This window comes from Halobacillus halophilus DSM 2266, from assembly GCF_000284515.1.
In the GTDB taxonomy this organism is placed as follows: domain Bacteria; phylum Bacillota; class Bacilli; order Bacillales; family Halobacillaceae; genus Halobacillus; species Halobacillus halophilus.
In genome coordinates this window covers 2,301,812-2,320,928 of record NC_017668.1, presented here as the reverse complement: position 1 = coordinate 2,320,928, position 19,117 = coordinate 2,301,812, and the positions used below count along the sequence as shown (strand labels likewise).

Here is a 19,117-nt window from a genome sequence, read left to right as displayed (position 1 = left end):
TATGAAACAAGCAACAATTGAATTTGAAAATGGAGAAAAAATGCTAATAGAATTATATGATGAGGCAGCACCTGGAACGGTAGAAAACTTTGAAAAACTTGCGAATAGTGAATTTTACGATGGATTGACCTTCCACCGTGTCATCCCCGATTTCGTTATACAAGGCGGAGATCCTAATGGAAATGGAACGGGAGGTCCTGGCTATACTATAAAATGTGAGACAGAAGATAACCCGCATAAACATAAACGGGGTACTTTATCTATGGCTCATGCCGGTAAAGATACAGGGGGAAGTCAATTCTTTGTCTGCCACTCTCCACAACCGCACTTAGATGGACGTCATACAGTATTTGGACAGGTGGTTGAAGGTGTCGATACAGTAGACCGTGTTCGTCCTGGTGATGTAATGCACAAGGTTAGAGTCGAAGACAAGTAATCGAATAAAGGAAGACATTCATGGTTGTCGATGTTTTTCTCCTGCTCTTCTTAATAGCTCCACTTGGTCTATTTATACATGAGATGGGTCATGTACTGTTCGCAATGATTTTTCGTGCGGAAAAATCCTATATTATTATAGGAGCAGGCAGGCTGATATACAAATTCCGTGTTGGAAAACTGCAAGTATATGTACGTATATTTTTCTTTAACGGCGGCCGCTCAATCAACGAGAAGACTCCATCTTTTTCGTTTAAAGAGAAAGCCTGGATAAGTATGGGGGGGCCTCTGTTAAATGGAATGGTGGCTTCTCTTCTTTTTCTGCGCCCAGTGACAGAGCAACCGGAAGGATTCTTTTATTTCTGCTTGTTTAACGGATATCTTGCCATAACGAATAGTTTTCCCTTTTATATCAAAGGTGTAAAATCAGATGGCTACCGTTTCTTTCAATACTTTAGGTCGGTCAAGTCTTAGAGTGTTGTTACAAAGGGTTGCATCTTCAAGTGAATTTGTTATTCTATATTTTGTATGTGAAACCAAACATTCCGGGGGAAGCTGAATGAGAAAGAAGAATTGGACATTGTTTATTTTTCTGCTTGTACTAGGATTTGCCTGGGGCATTTACTACTGGTTTGGAATTGTGCAGTAGCTCTTGCTGGTGAGAAAACTCTTGCGGCTTTATAAGGATTAGCGTCGCCGTTCTAAAGAATAGATTAAGAAAAGTTATTTTCATAATTGAGGGGTAACTATGTTAATTCGATATAAAAAATCATTTGAAAAGATTGCAATGGGTCTCTTGTCCTTTATGCCTGAGGTATCAGATTTGAAAATGCTTCAAGGAATCATAAAAGAATATGAGACGAATGAAAATTGGAATTTATTCTTATGGAAAGAAGAAGATATTCTTGGGACCATTGGAATTCGAGTGGAAGGTCGGAAAGTGATAATTCAGCATGTATCTGTAAACCCATCCCACAGAAACTCAGGTATTGGCAGACAAATGATCCAACGAATTCAAGAGAATTTCGGCGGTCAGTATGAAATTTGTGCAGATGAAGCTACGGAGTCATTTGTGGTAAAGTGTGAAACACAAAGACCTTCTTCACAAGTATAGGAAAGGAGATGTCCATAGACATCTCCTTTATTTGTGTTCACTTTTATTTTTTTCTTAATTTATGTTTATGAATTAAATAGTTATTTTGTAAATTACTCGGGCTTCCATAAGCTACATTCCATTTTCTACATAAGATTTGAACCTCTTCCCTCAACTTTTCATCCTTAATAGGAAGGTTCATACTCTTGTAAGAATAACCTTTCTCGATTTGTGTTTTCATTTCTTCTAATTTATTGGATAATAAAGAAAAAGAGATACCTACATTTTCGATATGATAAAAGTTAGGTTCAAGCTTTTCTAAGCATCTATTTATAAGGGTAAGTGCTCCTCGAAGATTACCCCTTCGGTAATGGTATAGACAAACGGCTATTTGTATGAGTAAAACCCAAACAGAGAGGCGGTTCTTGGGTTCAACTAATTTCCAATGTTCTTCAAGCACTTCATGGCATTCAAAATAATCTCTCGTTCCATGAAAATGAGCTAAAAACTCTATATACTTCTCAGGGTACATACTGGATACCTCCGCAATCTTTTCACTTCAATAATTATTGTAAACGACCGATGAACAGAACCACAAGCCGTAGTGTACAATTCACTTACTCAACATTTTTTGATACGATGATAATCGTCAATTGATAACAACAAAGGAAGAATACGATGACTAAAAGCTATCAAGTTAAAGTAGATGGATTTGAAGGACCGCTGGATCTTCTTTTGCATCTAGTGAATCGCTACGAAATCGATATCTATGATATCCCGGTTTCTAAAATAACCGATCAGTATATGAATTATATTCATACGATGAGAGAATTAGAGTTAGATCTTGCCAGTGAATACTTAGTGATGGCTGCTTCGCTGCTTGCCATAAAGAGTCAGATGCTGCTGCCTAACCCAACCCTAGAGGAAGTGGATGACGAAAGCTTAGAAGAAGATCCTCGCGAAGATCTTATGAGAAAGTTGATTGAATACCGTAAATATAAACAGGCAGCTGAAGGGTTAAAAGAAAAAGAAGTAGAAGCAAATAGAATATACACCCGCCCGCCTATGCGCCAGGAAGAGGTTCAAGGAGAGGCCCCTGCTATTAAGCCAGGGGAGGCGTCTATCTATGATATGATTCATGCTATGAGTAAAATGCTTTCCAGAAGCAATGCAAATGAACAAGTTCAAGAAACCAAAATAAAAAGGGATGAAGTCCCTATTCAATTGAGAATGGAAGAAATTTTGACTCAAGTTGATTTGCAAGAAGGTGGAACCTCATTTTATCAGTTATTTAAAAAACGATCCCGCCCGCACATAGTCGTTACTTTCATGGCTATCTTGGAATTAATGAAAAGTAATGACATCGTTTGTGTGCAGCAGCAGCACTTTGAGGAATTAATTGTATTTAAAATGGAGGATGCACCATGGAGTTAGAGGAATACAAAGCCATCGTAGAAGGGGTACTGTTCGCCTCCGGTGATGAAGGTTTAACCCGCAAAAAAATAGGTACCCTTCTCGAAATAAGCCAAAAAGAATTAAATGATATATTAGAAGAATTAAAACAGGATTACGAGAGTGCGCAAAGAGGCATTACCATCATGGACTCCCATGGGGTTCTGCATCTGACCACCAAACCTAAACATGCCCCTTATTATAAGCGGATGATCGATTCGCCAGGGAATACTCGCCTCTCCCAGGCCGCTCTTGAAACACTTGCCATTGTTGCTTATCAGCAGCCTATTACTAGGATAGAAATTGATGATCTTAGAGGAGTAAAAAGTGATCGAGCAGTGCAGACTCTTGTTACCAGAGGGTTAATTGAGGAAAAAGGAAGAAAAGAAGCTATAGGCCGACCTGTACTCTTCGGTACGACGAAGGACTTTTTAATATATTTCGGACTTACCTCTCTAAGTGAGCTGCCGCCGCTTTCAGAACTTAAAGAAGCAGAAAATTTAGAGGAAGAAGCGGACCTTTTCTTTGGTAATTTTACTGCAACGGATGAGTAGAATCTTAATTTATGAGAAAAGAAGAAGGTCTATATTAAGCAGCCTCAAGCTGTTAAGTAAATAGTTTAAAATAAGCATGCATATCTAAGCGGTTTCATCTCTAAATTTTAGAGGTGAAGCCGCATTTTTATGGATTTAGGCTCGTACATATAAATATGTATGGATCCAACTATCGTAAGGATATTATTCCAAGTAGTTATTCATGGTTTAATCACCTTTTTTTCCAGCCCTGTCTAAAACATGTAGATGAAAAATTTTATTGTCCCCTGTAACAGAACTGATTTGTCTCGAAACTGAGTCTTAAGCAATTCGGCCCTATTGTGTAATAACCTCTAATGAAAAATCAACAATAAACTTTAACAAAACCACTGTAAAAAATAGGATCTGTTAAACTTCCGTGTTGATTTTAAGGTAAAGCTCCCGTTTGTTGAAGACTTGATTTCGAGATAGTTGGGGACCGTTACTGTATATGGAAGAGGGCTGGTGGGGAAATAGCTCGTCTTGTTCCATCACCCAGACACTCGAGTCATAAGCCGCTCATCAACGGATGGAAAAACCGCCATCCTTTTGATGGTCGGCTTATGCTGGTCGTGTCTATCGGGTGATTTCACATTTGAACACTTTCCTATGGCCCTACACGACGTAGGGTCGATCGACGTTGCCACAGGACGTGGCGACCTTAGTCGATCCTCCTTTTACCATGATCTTCCTCGCTCGTTTCACTCCCTGCGAGATCTCACCTAGTTCCTTCTCCTGTTCTTACACTCATGATAGATGGAGTCATAAGCCAATGCTTAAACGGCATGAAGTGCTATCCAGCTCCAGCACCTAGCGTCTAGTGAGACTTCCCTCACTTCTGTACGATAAGTCAACATCGAATCGCTACGCTCTTCGTGTTTCCTTTATCTCCGCCAGCTCAGTCCAGTCCATACGCCGCTGACCAAGGTGCTTCCGCTTTTAAACGGGGAGTATCGACATTTCCCCACCAGCCCATCTTTATTAGGATGAACTGGCCCTTCGAAAAGAGAGAATCCTTTCCACCATAACTTGCCTTAAATTCTTATATGACAGGCTATTTCACATCTTTATAGCATGATAACAGCCATATTCAAATGCTCTTTTTGCTTATCATGAAGAAGTTATCTTAAGTCGTTTCGAGTTTCTGATTCGGCACGGTCCGGAGGGGGACGATGAAGACTCCTGTGGGATACACATGATCGGTAAGATTCCGGAAGGCGAAGCCTGAGGAAGCTTACCACAAAGGATGTTCGACTAAGATCGCCACGTCCTGTGGCAACGTCGAACGACCCTGCGTCGTGCAGGGCCGGAAAGCGAAATCGTCCCCCGCAGGACCTTTAAGCTAACCCACTATCTCGAAACTGAGTTTTACAGTAACCGGCCCTATTGCGTAATAAGGCTCTTATGAAGAATCATTAAACTTTAAAAGAGCCAAAAAATAAGAGAAAAAAACTTCTTTCTTCAGTCCATTAGCTTAGGAAGCTTGATTATTAGTTGCAGGTGGCTAGTACTCATAAGCTTGTACCGGGAAGCATAAGGTAAAACAAATGACGAAAACAGGGAGGGTCCCCCGGTGAAAAAGCGTATATTATCTTCTTTATGGTTAGCAATGGTTATATCATTTCTTATAAGTAATCCAGTACAGGCAAATCCAAACTTATCCGTTTCTGCTGAGCATGCGGTATTGATGGATTCTGAGTCAGGCCGCGTATTATACGAAAAAGATGCTTATGAGGCGTCCCTGATCGCTAGTACAACTAAAATTATGACTGCTATTATAGCAATTGAATCAGGGAAGATGGAGGAGAAAGTAAAAGTAAGCAGTCGAGCGGTACATACAGAGGGTTCTTCAATTTATTTAACCGAGAATGAGAAGATACCTCTTAAGGATTTAGTCTATGGTTTAATGCTGCGTTCAGGGAACGACTCAGCGGTGGCGATTGCTGAGCATGTAGGCGGAAGTTTGGAAGGTTTTACACAAATGATGAATGAGAAAGCTCTTTGGCTCGGTATGAATAACAGTAACTTTGAGAATCCGCACGGTCTGGATGGTGAAGAGCACTTATCAAGTGCTTATGACCTTGCCCTATTAATGGCTTACTCTATGAAAAATGAAACCTTCCGAGAAGTTACAGGAAGCGAATCCTTCCGTTCTGAAAACAGAGACTATGCTTGGATGAACAAAAATAAATTATTAACTAAATACTACGCACCTGCAAATGGAGGGAAAACTGGATTTACTAAGAAAGCAGGGCGAACCCTCGTAAGCAGTGCTCAGAAAGACGGCATGGAACTAATTGCTGTAACGTTAAATGCACCAGACGATTGGAACGATCATCAGCGAATGTTTGAGTGGGGATTTGACAACTTTGAAACGGTTAAGCTTCAATCCGAAGGTACAGTTGAAACCAATGGCCAAAGCTACTACTTGCCTCGTGACATTTACTTCCCACTTACTGCAGCTGAAAAAGAAGAGGTAAAAGCAACTTTCTATCGATATAATGGAGTAGAACAGGACAATCTAGCAGGTATACGTCAATTTATGGTGGGAGAGACTCCTCTTGTCCAGGCATCTGTATGGCATGAACGACCTAAGAAATCCCTTATATCCGGAATAAAAAGTTTTCTTGGCAGGATTACGGGGGTGGTGCCGTGGTCAACTTAATCTGGGCCCTGCTAGCTATTATAGGAATTGTTTATGCAGCCTTTAACGGAACGATGGAGGCTGTGAACAAAGCGATTTTTTCTACCCTGGACGAAGCTGTAATGATCGCGCTGAGCCTTGCTGGAGTACTTATTTTTTGGCTGGGACTTATGAAAATCGCGGAAGAGGCAGGATTGCTTAGAGGATTAGCTAAGTTATTCAAACCCTTTGTAAGAAAAGTTTTTCCAGATATTCCGGAAAACGATCCAGCTCTTGGTTATATTCTTTCAAATATGACAGCTAATATTTTCGGACTGGGAAATGCAGCGACTCCCATGGGCTTAAAAGCAATGAATGAACTTAAGAGATTGTCAGACTCTCAGGAAGCCAGCAGGTCTATGATAACGTTACTAGCTATCAATACATCCTCTCTTACTTTAATACCAACCACCGTGATTGCTATACGCATGAAGTACGGCTCAGAAGACCCTACCAGCATCGTAGGTGCAACTATTCTGGCCACTATAATTTCCACATGTGCTGCTCTTTTAATTGATCGATATTTTTATTATCGCAGAAAAAGGTTGATGAGAACATGATCAGCATATGGTTAATTCCAGGGATTATATTAATTGTACTTATTACAGCAACTCTAAAAAAAGTTCCTGCTTATGAGGTGTTTGTAGAAGGCAGTAAAGAAGGTATTCAAATTGCTATATCATTACTTCCCTTTTTATTAGGGATGATGGTGTCAATTGCTATTTTTCAAGCTTCCGGAGCTATGGGAGCTATTTTACAACTTTTTGAACCTGTAACAAGAGCGGTAGGATTTCCTGAAGAGATTCTTCCTCTTGCTTTCATACGCCCCATATCGGGTACGGCAGCCTTAAGCATGACAACCGAGCTCATCCGAACATACGGACCGGATTCATTTATCGGACAGCTGGCCTCAGTCATGCAGGGGAGTACGGATACGACATTGTATATCATTACTATATATTTTGGGGCCGTGGGAATTAAAAAAATGGGAGATGCTTTAAAGGTTGGACTATTGGCCGATCTGGTTGGTATAATAGCTTCTATAGTAGTTGTAGTCATCCTATTTAGTTGATAGGATGACTTTTTGTGCAAATGTAGCTATAATGTGTATAATGTTAAGGAGCTGACAAGCCGCGCTGGAATACATCAGCGTGGCTTCCTGTTGTGTATAGATTAAAGAGTGAAAAGGTTGGTGACCAGAGATGGCGGAAATGGAAAGACTGCAGAAAGTAATCGCCCATGCAGGTGTAGCTTCTCGTAGAAAAGCAGAACAAATGATTATAGATGGAAAGGTTAAAGTGAATGGTGAAGTAGTTAAGGAACTTGGAACAAAAGTGAGTTCGAATGATGATGTTGAGGTAGAAGGAGTACCAATTGTGAAAGAGGCTCCGGTTTATTATTTGCTCTACAAACCACGTGGCGTGATTTCAAGTGTAAGCGATGATAAAGGCCGTAAAGTGGTGACGGATTATCTGCCGGAAGTGGATGAGAGGATCTTTCCAATCGGCAGGCTTGATTATGATACATCCGGCTTGCTTCTTTTAACAAATGATGGCGAATTTGCCAACCTTCTTATGCATCCAAAGCATGAAGTTGATAAAGTTTATATCGCGAAAACAAAAGGGATTCCTACACGTGAACAGCTTCAGCAATTAAAAAAAGGAATAAATATTGATGGGGAGTACTTAAAGGCTGTTCACGCCAAGATTAATTCTTCTGATCCGAAGAAGAACAGTGCGATCATCCAGGTCATCCTTCATGAAGGAAAAAACCGTCAAGTACGCCGGATGTTCGAAGCTCTTGGTTATCCTGTCGATAAGCTTAAGCGTGAACGATACGGTACGCTTGATTTACGTGGAATGAACGCTGGAGACTCACGTCCATTAAAACCTCATGAAGTTAAACAGCTTCGACAGCTTGCAGAAAAAAATGTTGAATAACGTTCAAATTTTCCGTTTCCAATCAATGTTATAATGAGTTGGGAGTGAATGATATGAAGGAACAAACACTAAAGAAAAAACGTAAAAGGCTCGTTTTTCGTACCGTAATTCTTGCCGTAATGACTGGGTTGGTTATATTTGCCCTTATTTCCAACGCAAAAGAAGAAAAGTCCGTGATAGCTCAAGGAGAGCAAGCTCCTAACTTTCAACTGAAGAAATTTGGAAGTAACGGGGAGAGTATATCCTTAAATGATTTAAAAGGAAAAGGAGTTATGGTTAATTTCTGGGCCACGTACTGCGGTCCCTGTAAAGATGAAATGCCGTATATGGAAGAATTGTATCCTGAATTTAAAGAAAAAGGGGTAGAAATCCTGGCAGTTAACCTCGATTCCACTGAAATAGTCGTACAGAGTTTTATAGACCAATACGGTTTAAGCTTTCCGGTTTTACAAGATAAAAACGGACAGGTTATGGATTTATACAACGTGAGCAATCTCCCTGCGACTTTATTCATCAACTCTGAAGGTGAAATTGTAGAGAAAGTAATTGGCCCACTTACGCTAAGTAAATTGGAAGGCCATTTACAGAAGATTGTACCTGAGGAGTAGAGTTTACTTGATATTGTGAGGTTTTAATATGAATGAAATTACATGTGAGTGCGGTCATGTGAACCCGGAAGGGACGGTTCTATGTGAAGCGTGCGGGAAGCCGATTGAAGGGAACCAGCATATCAATGGGAACGAAGATAAAAAGCTTTTAAACATGAGGTATGATGGCAGTGCCCGGCGGTCTCAAACATATAACCGCACCATTGTGGACAAAATTTGGAATTTCTTTTCTTCTGTGAAGGTTGGTGTGTGGCTGATTGTTCTTACGTTAATTGCTTCAGCGGTGGGTACCATTCTTCCACAGGAAATGTACATACCTCCTAACGTAGATCCAGCTTTACACTATAGAGATCAATATGGTCTACTGGGACAGATCTATTACCAGCTTGGTTTTCATAATTTATTTAGCTCATGGTGGTATATGTTGTTACTTGCCATGACTGGTATTTCAATTGTCATTGCCAGTATCGACCGGTTTTTCCCTCTTTATAAGACATTGAAAAAACAAAAGCCAAGGCGCCATGAAATGTTCATGAAAAAACAGCGTATTTTTGGTGTGACAGAGTCCAATCAGATAGACTTGGAGCTTTACAAAAAGAATTTAAAAAAACGTCGATTTAAAATTTCCGAGCAGGATGGTCACATTCTTGCTGAAAAAAATCGCTTTGCCCGCTGGGGGCCCTATGTAAACCATATAGGTCTCATTATATTTTTAATAGGGTCATTGCTCCGGTTTGTCCCGGCATTTTATATTGACGATTTCATATGGGTACGTGAAGGTGAAACTTCCATGATTCCAGGAACGGAAGGCGAGTATTATATAAAGAACAAAGACTTTATCCTGGAAACCTACGATGAAAACGATCAAACAGATGCTCGATTTAAAGAAGCGATTCAAAATCAAGGTGGTCCAATTCCTAAAACATTTCAGACTAACGCAGTCATTTATGAACGAACGGATGAGATTATCCCTGGTAAGGAACCAGAATTAACAGAATTGAAAGATACCCAGGCTAAAATGAACCATCCGATCAAATTTGATGATTTTGCTCTTTATCAAGCCAGTTATCAGTTAAATGAGTTTAAAGAAATGACTTTTAAAATTCATGACAAAGGCAATGAAGATACAAACTATGGAGAGTTTACCGTAGATTTGGCCGACCCTAAGAATGAATACACGCTCGATAGCGGCTATCGTGTGGAGATAGATGATTATTTCCCTGAATATGAAATGCAGGATGGTGCGCCTGTATCTGTATCCAAATTTCCAAAAAACCCTGCTTTTGTATTTACGCTTTACCCTCCTGATTCCGAAGAAGCAGAAACTAGCTTTCTAGGAATTGGAGCCAATGTGGATGCAAGTGGAGAAAACAACTATAAAATTGGACTTGTCAATTTCGATGTCCGTGACGTAACAGGACTTACGGTTAAGAAGGATCACACGCTTCCGCTTATTGCTTTGGGTGGTGCCATTTTTATGATAGGCGTTATCCAGGGAATGTATTGGAATCACCGGAGAATTTGGCTTCAGCCTAAGGAAAATGGAGTATGGATTGCCGGGCATACGAATAAGAACTGGTATGCTCTTAGACAGGAGATAAACAAAGTGATTGCTGGAACTCATATTCAGGAGCCCCAGGATCAGTATGAAATGAAAGAATAGAATTTATTAGTGTTTGAGGAGGATAAAAATGGGAGATTTAAGTGCAATTAGTGGAAATTTACTATATGCTGCTTTTTTCCTTTATTTGATCGCAACTTTTTTCTTTGGGGCAACGATCCGGGACAAAAAGAGAACGAAAAGTAGAACTGCGGGGAATATAGGTATATCCATTACAATACTGGGTTTTATAACTCAAGTGGGTTACTTCATAACAAGGTGGATTGCAAGTCACCATGCACCAGTTAGTAACTTATTTGAATACACCACGTTCTTTGGGATGATGCTGGTGTTTGCATTCATAGTCCTGTATTTTATTTACAGAGTGGATCTGCTTGGACTTTTTGCATTACCTATAGCTTTATTGATCATCGCTTTTGCCAGCATGTTTCCGACTGAGATTTCTCCATTAGTACCATCTTTACAATCACACTGGCTCTATATTCACGTCACGACTGCTTCATTGGGCCAGGGTATATTATCAGTCAGCTTTGTAGCAGGATTGATTTACTTAATCTCCCAGATCGATCAGTCCAAAACCAGCAAGCACACATCGTGGCTCGAGTTCGTCATTTATACAATAGCTGCAGTGGTAGCTTTCATTGTTCTATCGTCTACCTTTAGTGCATTGAATTATCAATCGGTTTTTCAAGCGCCAATTGAAGGTCAGCAGGCGGAAATTACTTATCAGATGCCTGCCGTTATCGGACCCTCAGGTGGAGAGTTAATTACCGAGGAAGCTATGCAGCCCCTTGTTGAGGCACCACAGTGGATGCGTGGTGAGGATGCTGCTGTTAAGCTAAACACCTTTATTTTAGCCTTGCTTGGCGGCCTCGTAATATATGGAGCAGCAAGACTCCTGATGAGAAAAAGAGTTGGAGCTTTCCTACAGCCTATGCTTAGGAAGAAAGTAAATCCAGAATTGGTCGATGAAGTTTCTTACCGTGCCGTCGCCATCGGTTTTCCTGTTTTTACTTTAGGTGCTCTTATTTTTGCCATGATCTGGGCCCAGCAAGCATGGGATCGCTTCTGGGGCTGGGATCCTAAAGAAGTGTGGGCATTGATCACATTCTTTTTCTATGCAGCTTATTTACACTTGCGGCTTTCAAGAGGCTGGCAGGGAATGAGATCTGCGTGGCTTGCCGTTGGTGGTTTTGGAATTATCATGTTTAACTTAATTGCGGTAAATTTGGTGATTTCTGGACTTCACTCCTATGCATGATTTATTCTTAAAGGCAGGAAGGGTTTTTACCCCCCCTGCCATTTTTATTTATGAAATGAAATAATTAGTATTAATTAAGGGTGGTTAGACTTATGGAACAAGAAGCCAGAATATTAGTAGTGGATGATGAAGATCGTATTCGACGTTTGATCCGCATGTACTTAGAAAGAGAAAATTATATTATTGACGAAGCAGAAGATGGAGACGAAGCTTTAAAAAAAGCAATCGATGTGGATTACGATGTCATTCTGCTTGACTTAATGCTCCCGGGAATGGACGGTATAGAAGTTTGTAAAGAGCTTCGGGAAAAGAAAGCAACTCCAGTCATTATGCTTACGGCCAAAGGGGAAGAAGCAAATCGTGTGCAAGGCTTTGAAGTGGGAACTGATGATTATATTGTGAAGCCATTTAGCCCGAGAGAAGTGGTTTTAAGGGTGAAAGCTCTGCTTCGTCGTTCTTCCTCTACTAAATTTTTGGAAACGGATACTTCTGCAAGAAATGTCCTGGTATTTCCGCACATGACCATTGATAATGATGCTCACCGCGTAACAGCCGAAGGAAAAGAAGTAGCATTAACTCCTAAGGAGTATGAGCTTCTTAATTACATGGCACAGTCTCCTGATAAAGTTTTTCATAGAGAACAGCTCCTTAAAGAAGTTTGGCAATATGAATTTTTTGGTGACCTCAGAACCGTGGATACTCATGTGAAGAGATTAAGAGAGAAGCTGAGTAAAGTTTCAGCTAATGCGGCAGGTATGATCGTTACAGTATGGGGGATTGGCTATAAGTTCGAGGTAAGTGGAGAATAATGTTCTGGCGCAGTGTGGTAGGTAAGCTGTGGTTTACTATATTATTTCTTGTATGCTTTGTCCTGTTTATTCTAACGGTCTTACTATTAGAATTTTTTCAGAATTATCATATCCAACAAGCAGAGAGTCAATTACTTCAGACAGCTTCTAAAATTACAGAGGTAGTAGATAGGTATGAAGATAGAAATCTGCTTCTTTCTACTACGGCACTTGTTAAGAATCCTGCGAGCCGGGCGTTGATCACTTATGGACCTGATGAAGTGATTATTAGTGATAGCGAATCAAAGGCTCTGCCCAAAATGACTTACAATTGGATCTCCTCCGATAACGATTTATCCAAAGTCATAAGTGAAGGGCAGGATGTGAAAAAGGTTACAGAAATAAAAGAGTTTGATACAGAGGTTATGGTGGTGGGAACTCCTTTAACGGAAAGAAATGGAGCTGTTTTTGTTTATCAATCTCTGGATACGATAGAGGAAACTTCTGAACAGACCACCAAGATTATTTTTCTTGGAGCAGGGATTGCTATTATTTTGACTACGATCTTTGCTTTTTTCTTATCTACCCGTATCACCTCCCCCCTAATCAAGATGCGGGAAGGGGCCCTTGAGCTTGCTAAAGGGGAATTTAACACAAAAATCCCTATTTTAACTCATGATGAAATAGGAGAGCTTGCTATGGCTTTCAATCGCATGGGACGTCAGCTTAAATTTCATATTAATGCGCTAAATCAGGAGAAAGAACAGCTTTCGGGCATATTGCGCTCGATGGCAGATGGGGTTATTACTATCAATCGTGAAGGAGAAGTTCTGATTACCAACCCTCCAGCCCAGCAATATTTGGAAGCTGATAAGTTTGAGAATGATGAAGAAGCTACATTGAATCCAATTAATTTGCCGACTCCTCTTTATGAACTTTTTGATGAAGTGATATCCAAAGAACAGGAAGCGATGACTGAAGTATCCTTGCAAGGCCGCTCCTGGGTCATTATTATGACTCCATTATACGATAAAGACACTATTAGAGGTGCAGTTGCGGTCTTAAGAGATATGACAGACGAGCGCAGACTGGATAAACTTCGCAAAGATTTTATAGCCAATGTTTCCCATGAACTACGAACTCCTATTTCAATGCTTCAAGGGTACAGTGAAGCAATAGTAGATGATGTTGCGGAGAGTAAAGAAGATAAAAATGAACTAGCCCAGATCATTCACGATGAATCATTGCGAATTGGCCGACTGGTCAATGAGTTATTGGATTTAGCTCGAATGGAAGCGGGTCATATAAATTTATATGTGGAATCCGTAGAAATGACTTCTTATATGGACAAGATCGAACGGAAGTTTCAAGGACTTTCCAAGGAACGACAGGTAGCCTTAACCATAAATGTAGATCCAAATCTAGAATGGCTTTATTTTGATGCTGATCGGATTGAACAAGTATTTACTAATCTCATTGATAATGCCATTCGACATACAAGTGAGCATGGATCCGTAAACGTAATGATTGAGGATGGAGAACATGAATGGATGGCATCTGTATATGATTCTGGTCAGGGAATTTCTGAAGAGGACCTTCCTTTTGTATTCGAACGTTTTTATAAAGCAGACAAATCAAGAAAAAGAGAAACATCTAAGCATAAAAAAGGAACGGGTCTAGGACTGGCTATTGCTAAAAATATTGTGGAAGCCCATAATGGAATGATTAGTGTGCACAGTAAGGTAGAAGAGGGGACTACTTTTTCTTTCAGAATCCCTAAGAGGATAGATTTTACAGATAATTAGTTGCTAAATGGCGAAAATTGAGTTAATCTAGTAATGGATAAATAACTTTATATTGAGTGGATTCAGGTGCCTGAAAGGGCTTAAAACGGGAACCCGGTTAAAGGCCGGGACTGTCCTCGCAACTGTATGTGAATACGAAAAGGAAGTTCCACTGTGCAAATGCACGGGAAGGGTCCTTAGTAGGATGACGCACAAGTCAGTAGACCTGCCTGATCCCAGTGTTTCAAAGCTTCGGGGATTGAGCGTTTGAGACAACCGATCGGTTCTATGTAAATATTTCAACTAAACCATCTGTTTGTCTTAAGCTTGCCTTTAACGAAGGCAGGCTTTTTTTGATGGATACATAGTGTTAGGTTGTCCATTCGTCCTTTCGAAAAAGCCAGTACTAAAAAATGAGAGGATGGAAGCAAGATGAACAAACTTTATGCTTTAATGTTGGCGGTCTTATTAACGGCAGGTATCTTAAGCGGGTGTGGCACACAGAAAGAGGAACAAGCCAATGCCGTTCAGGAAGAGGAAAAACAGGAAGTCAGTGTCCAAATAGAGATCTCCAAAAATAATGGAGAGGAAATCTTAGCTGATAAAGAACTTTCCGTGGAGGAAGGCGCTACCTTGATGAAAGTCTTGGAAGATAATTTTGAAGTAGAACAAAGTGATGGAATGATTAATAGTATTGAAGGAATATCAGCAAATCAAGATAAGAAAATGGCCTGGATGTACACCATTAATGGAGAGGAAGCCCAAGTGGGAGCCAACGACTATGAATTAAAACAAGGCGATGAGATTGTATTTGATTACCATTCATGGGAATGATGGAAAATGAATATTTATAAAATCACCTTAATTGCCATGCTTGCCTCATTAGCGGTTGCGGGCAGAATTGCTCTAAGCCATGTACCTAATGTACAGCCGGTAACTGCCATTATCATTTTGACAGGGTTTTGGATGGGACCCGCTGCAGGACTAATTATGGCATTCTTAACAACCATTGTATCCAATATGCTTCTTGGGATGGGCTACTGGACTATATGGCAGGTAGTTGCATGGTCAATTATAGGTTTGGTTGCTGGTCTACTTGGAAAATATAAATCAGGTCTCCCCGTCTGGGGCCTTTCCATATATGGGTTTCTCTCAGGTATATTTTTCGGGCTGGTTATCTCACTTACGATGCGTTCTATTGGTCAGCCTTTCTGGGCTTATTATTTGGCGGGATTGCCTTACGATCTAAATCATGCTATTTCAACAATCATTTTCATCTTAGTTCTTTCTCCCGTTTTAGGTACATTGTTTAAACGTTACAAGAAGAGAAATGGACTAACTGAAAAAACACCACATATTGGAACAACCAATTATCGTTCTTAAAAACACAGGATGCCAGGGATCCCCTGACGCCTGTGTTTTTTCTTTCTATTTGGCTCTTTAAACTTCCGTATTAATTTTAATGTAAAGCTCCCATTACTTGAAGACTCAGTTTCGAGACTTTTGAGAGAATTAGGTCCGGAGGGGGACGATTTCGCTTTCCGTGGGCATGTGGTAAGCTTCCTCGGGCTTCAGCCCTGCGGGATCTTACCGATCATGTTCATCCCACAGGAGTCTACATCGTCCCCCTCCGGACCTTGCGATATATGGAGCTCTAAATCTTATTCGAAACGCACCGGTTTATGATGGAGATTAACTATTAAAAACAAGCGTACACGTGTGGAAAATTCCCGCTATAGAAACATTTGTGGCGGATCCAAGCACCTCTCCATCGCCTATAGAAGGGTCCGTCCACTCTTCAATCATAGGGTGGCGAAGGAAACGACGAGACTCCCGCGGGAGAAGGAGCTAGGCGAGACCCCACAGGGAGTGAAACGAGCGAGGAGGCTTGCCAGTTCCCCCGCAGGAAAGTGTTCAAATGTGGCATCACCCCGAAAGACACTCGAGACATAAGCCGATCATCAAAAGGATTGCGGTTTTTCAATCCGTTGATGATCGGCTTATGTCTCGAGTGTCTGGGTGATGGAACAAGACGAGTTGTTTCCGCAGCCATCCTCATCAAATTTTTGGAAACAGCCCAGATTATCTCGAAACTGAGTCTTCCACAATCCGGCCCTTTAGCTTAATAAGCCATTGGTTAAAATTAACAGGGACGTCTAAGAGATCCATTTATTTATAAATCCCTTTTAAGAGCCCTTCCTTTATATCTTTTTTTAAATCCTCATATTAAGATAGTGATGTAACTTTTTTCATACATATAACGACTAAATAGATAAGTGGGAGGTACCATTAGTGAAAACGTTCTTTGACGAACTTTACGAAAGTTATCATCATGATTTGTTTCAATATTTAATCTACATGGTCAGAGATCGCGATCTCGCTGAAGATCTTGTCCAGGAAGTTTATATAAAGGTGCTTAAATCTTATCAGTCTTTTGATGGGCGGAGTACTGAAAAAACTTGGCTGCTATCCATAGCGAGACATGTAGCGATTGATCACTTCAGGAAGCAAAAACGCAAACGGAATCGAATTATGGATTTTTTTGATTGGAATGAAAAAGGGGAGCAGCTTAAAGATTATGCTTCTTTGCCGGATGAAATCGCAATCCAAAATGATGAAATGAAGCAAGTTTATAAAGCACTGGATAATTGTACGATAGATCAAAGAAATGTAATTATTTTCAGGTTCATACAAGGATTGTCTATACAAGAAACAGCAGAAATATTAAATTGGAGCGAGAGTAAAGTGAAAACGACTCAGCATCGAGGAATGAGAGCCTTAAAAGAGATGATGGATAAGCCTGTGGAAGGGGGGGGTGCAGCGTGAAGCGTAAAACTTATAGCGAAGATGAATTAAAAGAATTGTTAGGAGAATTTCCGAAGATAGAAGATAAGCAAAGCAAAGAAAATCTTTATCGCTCCATAGAGCCTAAGCTTAATAAAAGAAAAAGAAGGATCGCTCCCTGGATAACTCCAAGTATGGCTACAGCTGCAGTACTGCTTATCCTTGCAATCGTTCTCCCTGTTTTCTGGAGTTCACTACCTTCCAATGAATATAGCGGCTCAGCTGATCAGGAAGAAAGTTCGACTGAGTCTGCAAATGAAAGTGGCCGGGACCAGGCAGAAACTACTGAACAAAAACCTTCAGAAATAGAAGGTTCCAGTAGAAATGAAGATACTAATCCTTCCTCTGATAATAATGAAACAGAATCACCTTTTACACTCCAGGATCGTTCTCCGGATATAGAGTCTTACGTTCTTCCTGGAAAAAATGGAGAGATAGTCGTACCATTTACAGTAATAAAACCCGGTGATCAGGAAGATAAAAATATTTCTTCACTCGTTAAGCCTGAAGAGTGGGGACTGGCTGAAGATCTAATCAAGGATTTAACCTTTAATATTGATGAAGAAAGAAACCAGGCTGAGGTCATTTTCCCGGATAACTTTTCCGTAAGCGGCAGTGCCTACACGTCCATTATATCCGAGAGTATCCGGTGGAAATTGTACCCTTATGATGTGAAAAACATTAAGCTTCAGACAGAGAGTGGATCACCAGTCGTCCTTGGCAACTTTGGAAAAATAGAAACTCTTCCTGTGGTTGAGCAAAATCGATATTTTTATCAAATTTACAGCGATCAGGGCAGCGAGCGTCAATTTCTCGTCCCAATAAAAACAGAGAGAGAGCTCTCCATTCAGGAGGCGTTAAATCGAATGAAAGAAAAACAGACTTCTGACAACGTAGATTCTGCTGTACCCAATCATGTAACCTTTTCTTCGATTGAAGCGGAAGGATCTGCTCTAACCATGACAGTTGAACACGATTCATGGGCAAGCGATAAGCAATTAATGATGATGATTGATGCGGTGTTAGCAACAGCTGAGAACTTTGGTTTTAACGAAGTGATCTTCGATAATATAAACCATGAAATAAATTCATTCTACAACTTAAACGAACCCATCCCGGTACCCACCTTTATAAATCCGATAGATATTAATGAATAACCTAAAGCCCCGTATTATGGATACGGGGTTTTTGATCACTTTAATAGGTAAGCAGGGAGGGGACGTGTTAAAATTAGGGGGACGTAGTAAAGGGGACGGTGCAGGTTGGATAAAGAACAATTAAGGATACAAGTAGCTGAAAAAATAAAATTAATCCGTGTGGAATATGGCTATACGCAATCAAAAATGGCTGAAGTGCTAGGCTTGTCTAAAAAAACCCTTGTCCAAATTGAAAAGGGACGCACAATTGCTGGATGGACCACAGTGGTGGCCGTGTGCGCTCTTTTTCAAGATAGTGAAGTTTTAAAAGGCGTTCTTGGAGATGCCCCCCTTGAAATTGCAGAAACCATTGCTCATCACCAAGTGGAACGTCCGGTGGGTAAAACGCTGGGAGGGAAAGTATGGTGGACAACGCTCAAGGAAAAAGAAGGTTTTTTACTGCAGCAAAATATGATAAGCAAGCATTACCGGATTATAGATGATCAATTTGACCGCTGGTTTTCTACCTTTGAGGAGGGAGAAGCTTATAAAAGGTTTGAAGAGCTGGATAAATGATAGAATCTTTTAAAAAAAAGAACCCCTTCGCATTCGGAAGAGGTTCTCCTTTATTATTCGTGCTTGTGCGCATTTCCTTCAAAAGGGGATTTTGCAATCTTAATAGAATCTGTAGGGCAGCCATCGAAGGCATCTTCCATGTCTTCTTCCCACACTTCAGGCACTTCCGAAACACCCTGGTTATCATCAAGTACAGAGTAAGCAATCCCTTCGTCGTCATAATCATATATGTCAGGTGCTGCAGCTCCACAAGCACCACATGCGATACACGTTTCTTGATCAACCATCGTATATTTAGCCACGACTGATGATCCTCCTTTGTAT

At 40.5% G+C, this 19,117-nt stretch carries 21 protein-coding genes and 1 riboswitch; of the genes, 19 read left to right on the top strand and 2 right to left on the bottom strand.

The features are described 5' to 3' along the window. Nucleotide 1 precedes the first annotated feature (1 nt). The 3 genes from HBHAL_RS11430 (at nt 2) to HBHAL_RS11420 (ending at nt 1,549) form a co-directional block, all read left to right on the top strand. On the top strand, nt 2-436 hold the full coding sequence (locus HBHAL_RS11430; RefSeq protein ID WP_041601341.1) for a peptidylprolyl isomerase: 435 nt from the start codon (nt 2-4) through the stop codon (nt 434-436). Between the two features lie 20 nt (nt 437-456). Beyond that, complete coding sequence (locus tag HBHAL_RS11425) at nt 457-909, top strand: site-2 protease family protein (protein WP_014643576.1); 453 nt, start codon at nt 457-459, stop codon at nt 907-909. Nucleotides 910-1,183: 274 nt separating this feature from the next. Further along, entirely contained in the window at nt 1,184-1,549 is a 366-nt protein-coding gene (locus HBHAL_RS11420; protein WP_014643575.1) for a GNAT family N-acetyltransferase, read from the top strand. Between the two features lie 43 nt (nt 1,550-1,592). Here the strand turns inward: HBHAL_RS11420 and HBHAL_RS11415 are convergent, their stop codons facing one another. Then, nucleotides 1,593-2,060: a DUF309 domain-containing protein gene (locus HBHAL_RS11415; protein ID WP_014643574.1), complete on the bottom strand. Its 468-nt coding sequence runs from the start codon at nt 2,058-2,060 to the stop codon at nt 1,593-1,595. Nucleotides 2,061-2,206: 146 nt separating this feature from the next. On the opposite strand from HBHAL_RS11415, the gene HBHAL_RS11410 reads away from it, so the two are divergent. From HBHAL_RS11410 to HBHAL_RS11335, 16 genes are all read left to right on the top strand, one after another. Next, complete coding sequence (locus tag HBHAL_RS11410) at nt 2,207-2,962, top strand: segregation/condensation protein A (RefSeq protein ID WP_014643573.1); 756 nt, start codon at nt 2,207-2,209, stop codon at nt 2,960-2,962. After that, nucleotides 2,953-3,534: an SMC-Scp complex subunit ScpB gene (gene scpB, locus HBHAL_RS11405; protein ID WP_014643572.1), complete on the top strand. Its 582-nt coding sequence runs from the start codon at nt 2,953-2,955 to the stop codon at nt 3,532-3,534. Before HBHAL_RS11410 ends, scpB begins: the two co-directional genes overlap by 10 nt. Before the next feature lie 1,591 nt (nt 3,535-5,125). Next, nucleotides 5,126-6,217 carry a D-alanyl-D-alanine carboxypeptidase family protein gene (locus HBHAL_RS11400; RefSeq protein WP_014643571.1) on the top strand — a complete coding sequence of 364 codons (1,092 nt, stop codon included), beginning with the start codon at nt 5,126-5,128 and terminating at the stop codon, nt 6,215-6,217. Further along, nucleotides 6,205-6,795: a nucleoside recognition domain-containing protein gene (locus tag HBHAL_RS11395; protein WP_014643570.1), complete on the top strand. Its 591-nt coding sequence runs from the start codon at nt 6,205-6,207 to the stop codon at nt 6,793-6,795. Before HBHAL_RS11400 ends, HBHAL_RS11395 begins: the two co-directional genes overlap by 13 nt. Continuing rightward, nucleotides 6,792-7,307 (top strand): spore maturation protein, encoded by a 516-nt coding sequence (locus HBHAL_RS11390; protein ID WP_014643569.1) that lies wholly within the window; start codon nt 6,792-6,794, stop codon nt 7,305-7,307. The genes HBHAL_RS11395 and HBHAL_RS11390 overlap by 4 nt, the downstream gene beginning before the upstream one ends. A 139-nt stretch (nt 7,308-7,446) precedes the next feature. Continuing rightward, nucleotides 7,447-8,175: a pseudouridine synthase gene (locus tag HBHAL_RS11385; RefSeq protein ID WP_014643568.1), complete on the top strand. Its 729-nt coding sequence runs from the start codon at nt 7,447-7,449 to the stop codon at nt 8,173-8,175. Between the two features lie 53 nt (nt 8,176-8,228). After that, nucleotides 8,229-8,783, top strand: a complete 555-nt coding sequence (gene resA / locus HBHAL_RS11380) for a thiol-disulfide oxidoreductase ResA (protein ID WP_014643567.1) — start codon at nt 8,229-8,231, stop codon at nt 8,781-8,783. Between the two features lie 28 nt (nt 8,784-8,811). Then, complete coding sequence (gene resB / locus HBHAL_RS11375; protein WP_014643566.1) at nt 8,812-10,446, top strand: cytochrome c biogenesis protein ResB; 1,635 nt, start codon at nt 8,812-8,814, stop codon at nt 10,444-10,446. 28 nt (nt 10,447-10,474) lie between these two features. Then, nucleotides 10,475-11,665 carry a c-type cytochrome biogenesis protein CcsB gene (gene ccsB, locus HBHAL_RS11370; RefSeq protein WP_014643565.1) on the top strand — a complete coding sequence of 397 codons (1,191 nt, stop codon included), beginning with the start codon at nt 10,475-10,477 and terminating at the stop codon, nt 11,663-11,665. A 92-nt stretch (nt 11,666-11,757) separates the two neighbouring features. Further along, the gene (locus tag HBHAL_RS11365) at nt 11,758-12,474 is read left to right on the top strand and encodes a response regulator transcription factor (RefSeq protein WP_014643564.1); all 717 of its coding nucleotides are present in this window, start codon (nt 11,758-11,760) and stop codon (nt 12,472-12,474) included. Then, nucleotides 12,474-14,258, top strand: coding sequence for an ATP-binding protein (locus HBHAL_RS11360; protein WP_014643563.1), 1,785 nt, complete (start codon nt 12,474-12,476; stop codon nt 14,256-14,258). Before HBHAL_RS11365 ends, HBHAL_RS11360 begins: the two co-directional genes overlap by 1 nt. 47 nt (nt 14,259-14,305) lie before the next feature. Beyond that, nucleotides 14,306-14,485, top strand: a riboswitch (cobalamin riboswitch). Between the two features lie 184 nt (nt 14,486-14,669). Then, nucleotides 14,670-15,071: a DUF4430 domain-containing protein gene (locus HBHAL_RS11355; protein ID WP_014643562.1), complete on the top strand. Its 402-nt coding sequence runs from the start codon at nt 14,670-14,672 to the stop codon at nt 15,069-15,071. A gap of 6 nt (nt 15,072-15,077) precedes the next feature. Then, entirely contained in the window at nt 15,078-15,620 is a 543-nt protein-coding gene (locus tag HBHAL_RS11350) for an ECF transporter S component (RefSeq protein WP_014643561.1), read from the top strand. 909 nt (nt 15,621-16,529) lie between these two features. After that, complete coding sequence (sigX, locus tag HBHAL_RS11345) at nt 16,530-17,063, top strand: RNA polymerase sigma factor SigX (RefSeq protein WP_014643560.1); 534 nt, start codon at nt 16,530-16,532, stop codon at nt 17,061-17,063. Beyond that, nucleotides 17,060-18,238 carry a hypothetical protein gene (locus HBHAL_RS11340; RefSeq protein WP_014643559.1) on the top strand — a complete coding sequence of 393 codons (1,179 nt, stop codon included), beginning with the start codon at nt 17,060-17,062 and terminating at the stop codon, nt 18,236-18,238. Before sigX ends, HBHAL_RS11340 begins: the two co-directional genes overlap by 4 nt. Before the next feature lie 105 nt (nt 18,239-18,343). Continuing rightward, complete coding sequence (locus tag HBHAL_RS11335; protein ID WP_014643558.1) at nt 18,344-18,793, top strand: helix-turn-helix transcriptional regulator; 450 nt, start codon at nt 18,344-18,346, stop codon at nt 18,791-18,793. Nucleotides 18,794-18,846: 53 nt separating this feature from the next. Here the strand turns inward: HBHAL_RS11335 and HBHAL_RS11330 are convergent, their stop codons facing one another. Next, nucleotides 18,847-19,095 carry a ferredoxin gene (locus tag HBHAL_RS11330; RefSeq protein ID WP_014643557.1) on the bottom strand — a complete coding sequence of 83 codons (249 nt, stop codon included), beginning with the start codon at nt 19,093-19,095 and terminating at the stop codon, nt 18,847-18,849. Between the last annotated feature and the right edge of the window lie 22 nt (nt 19,096-19,117).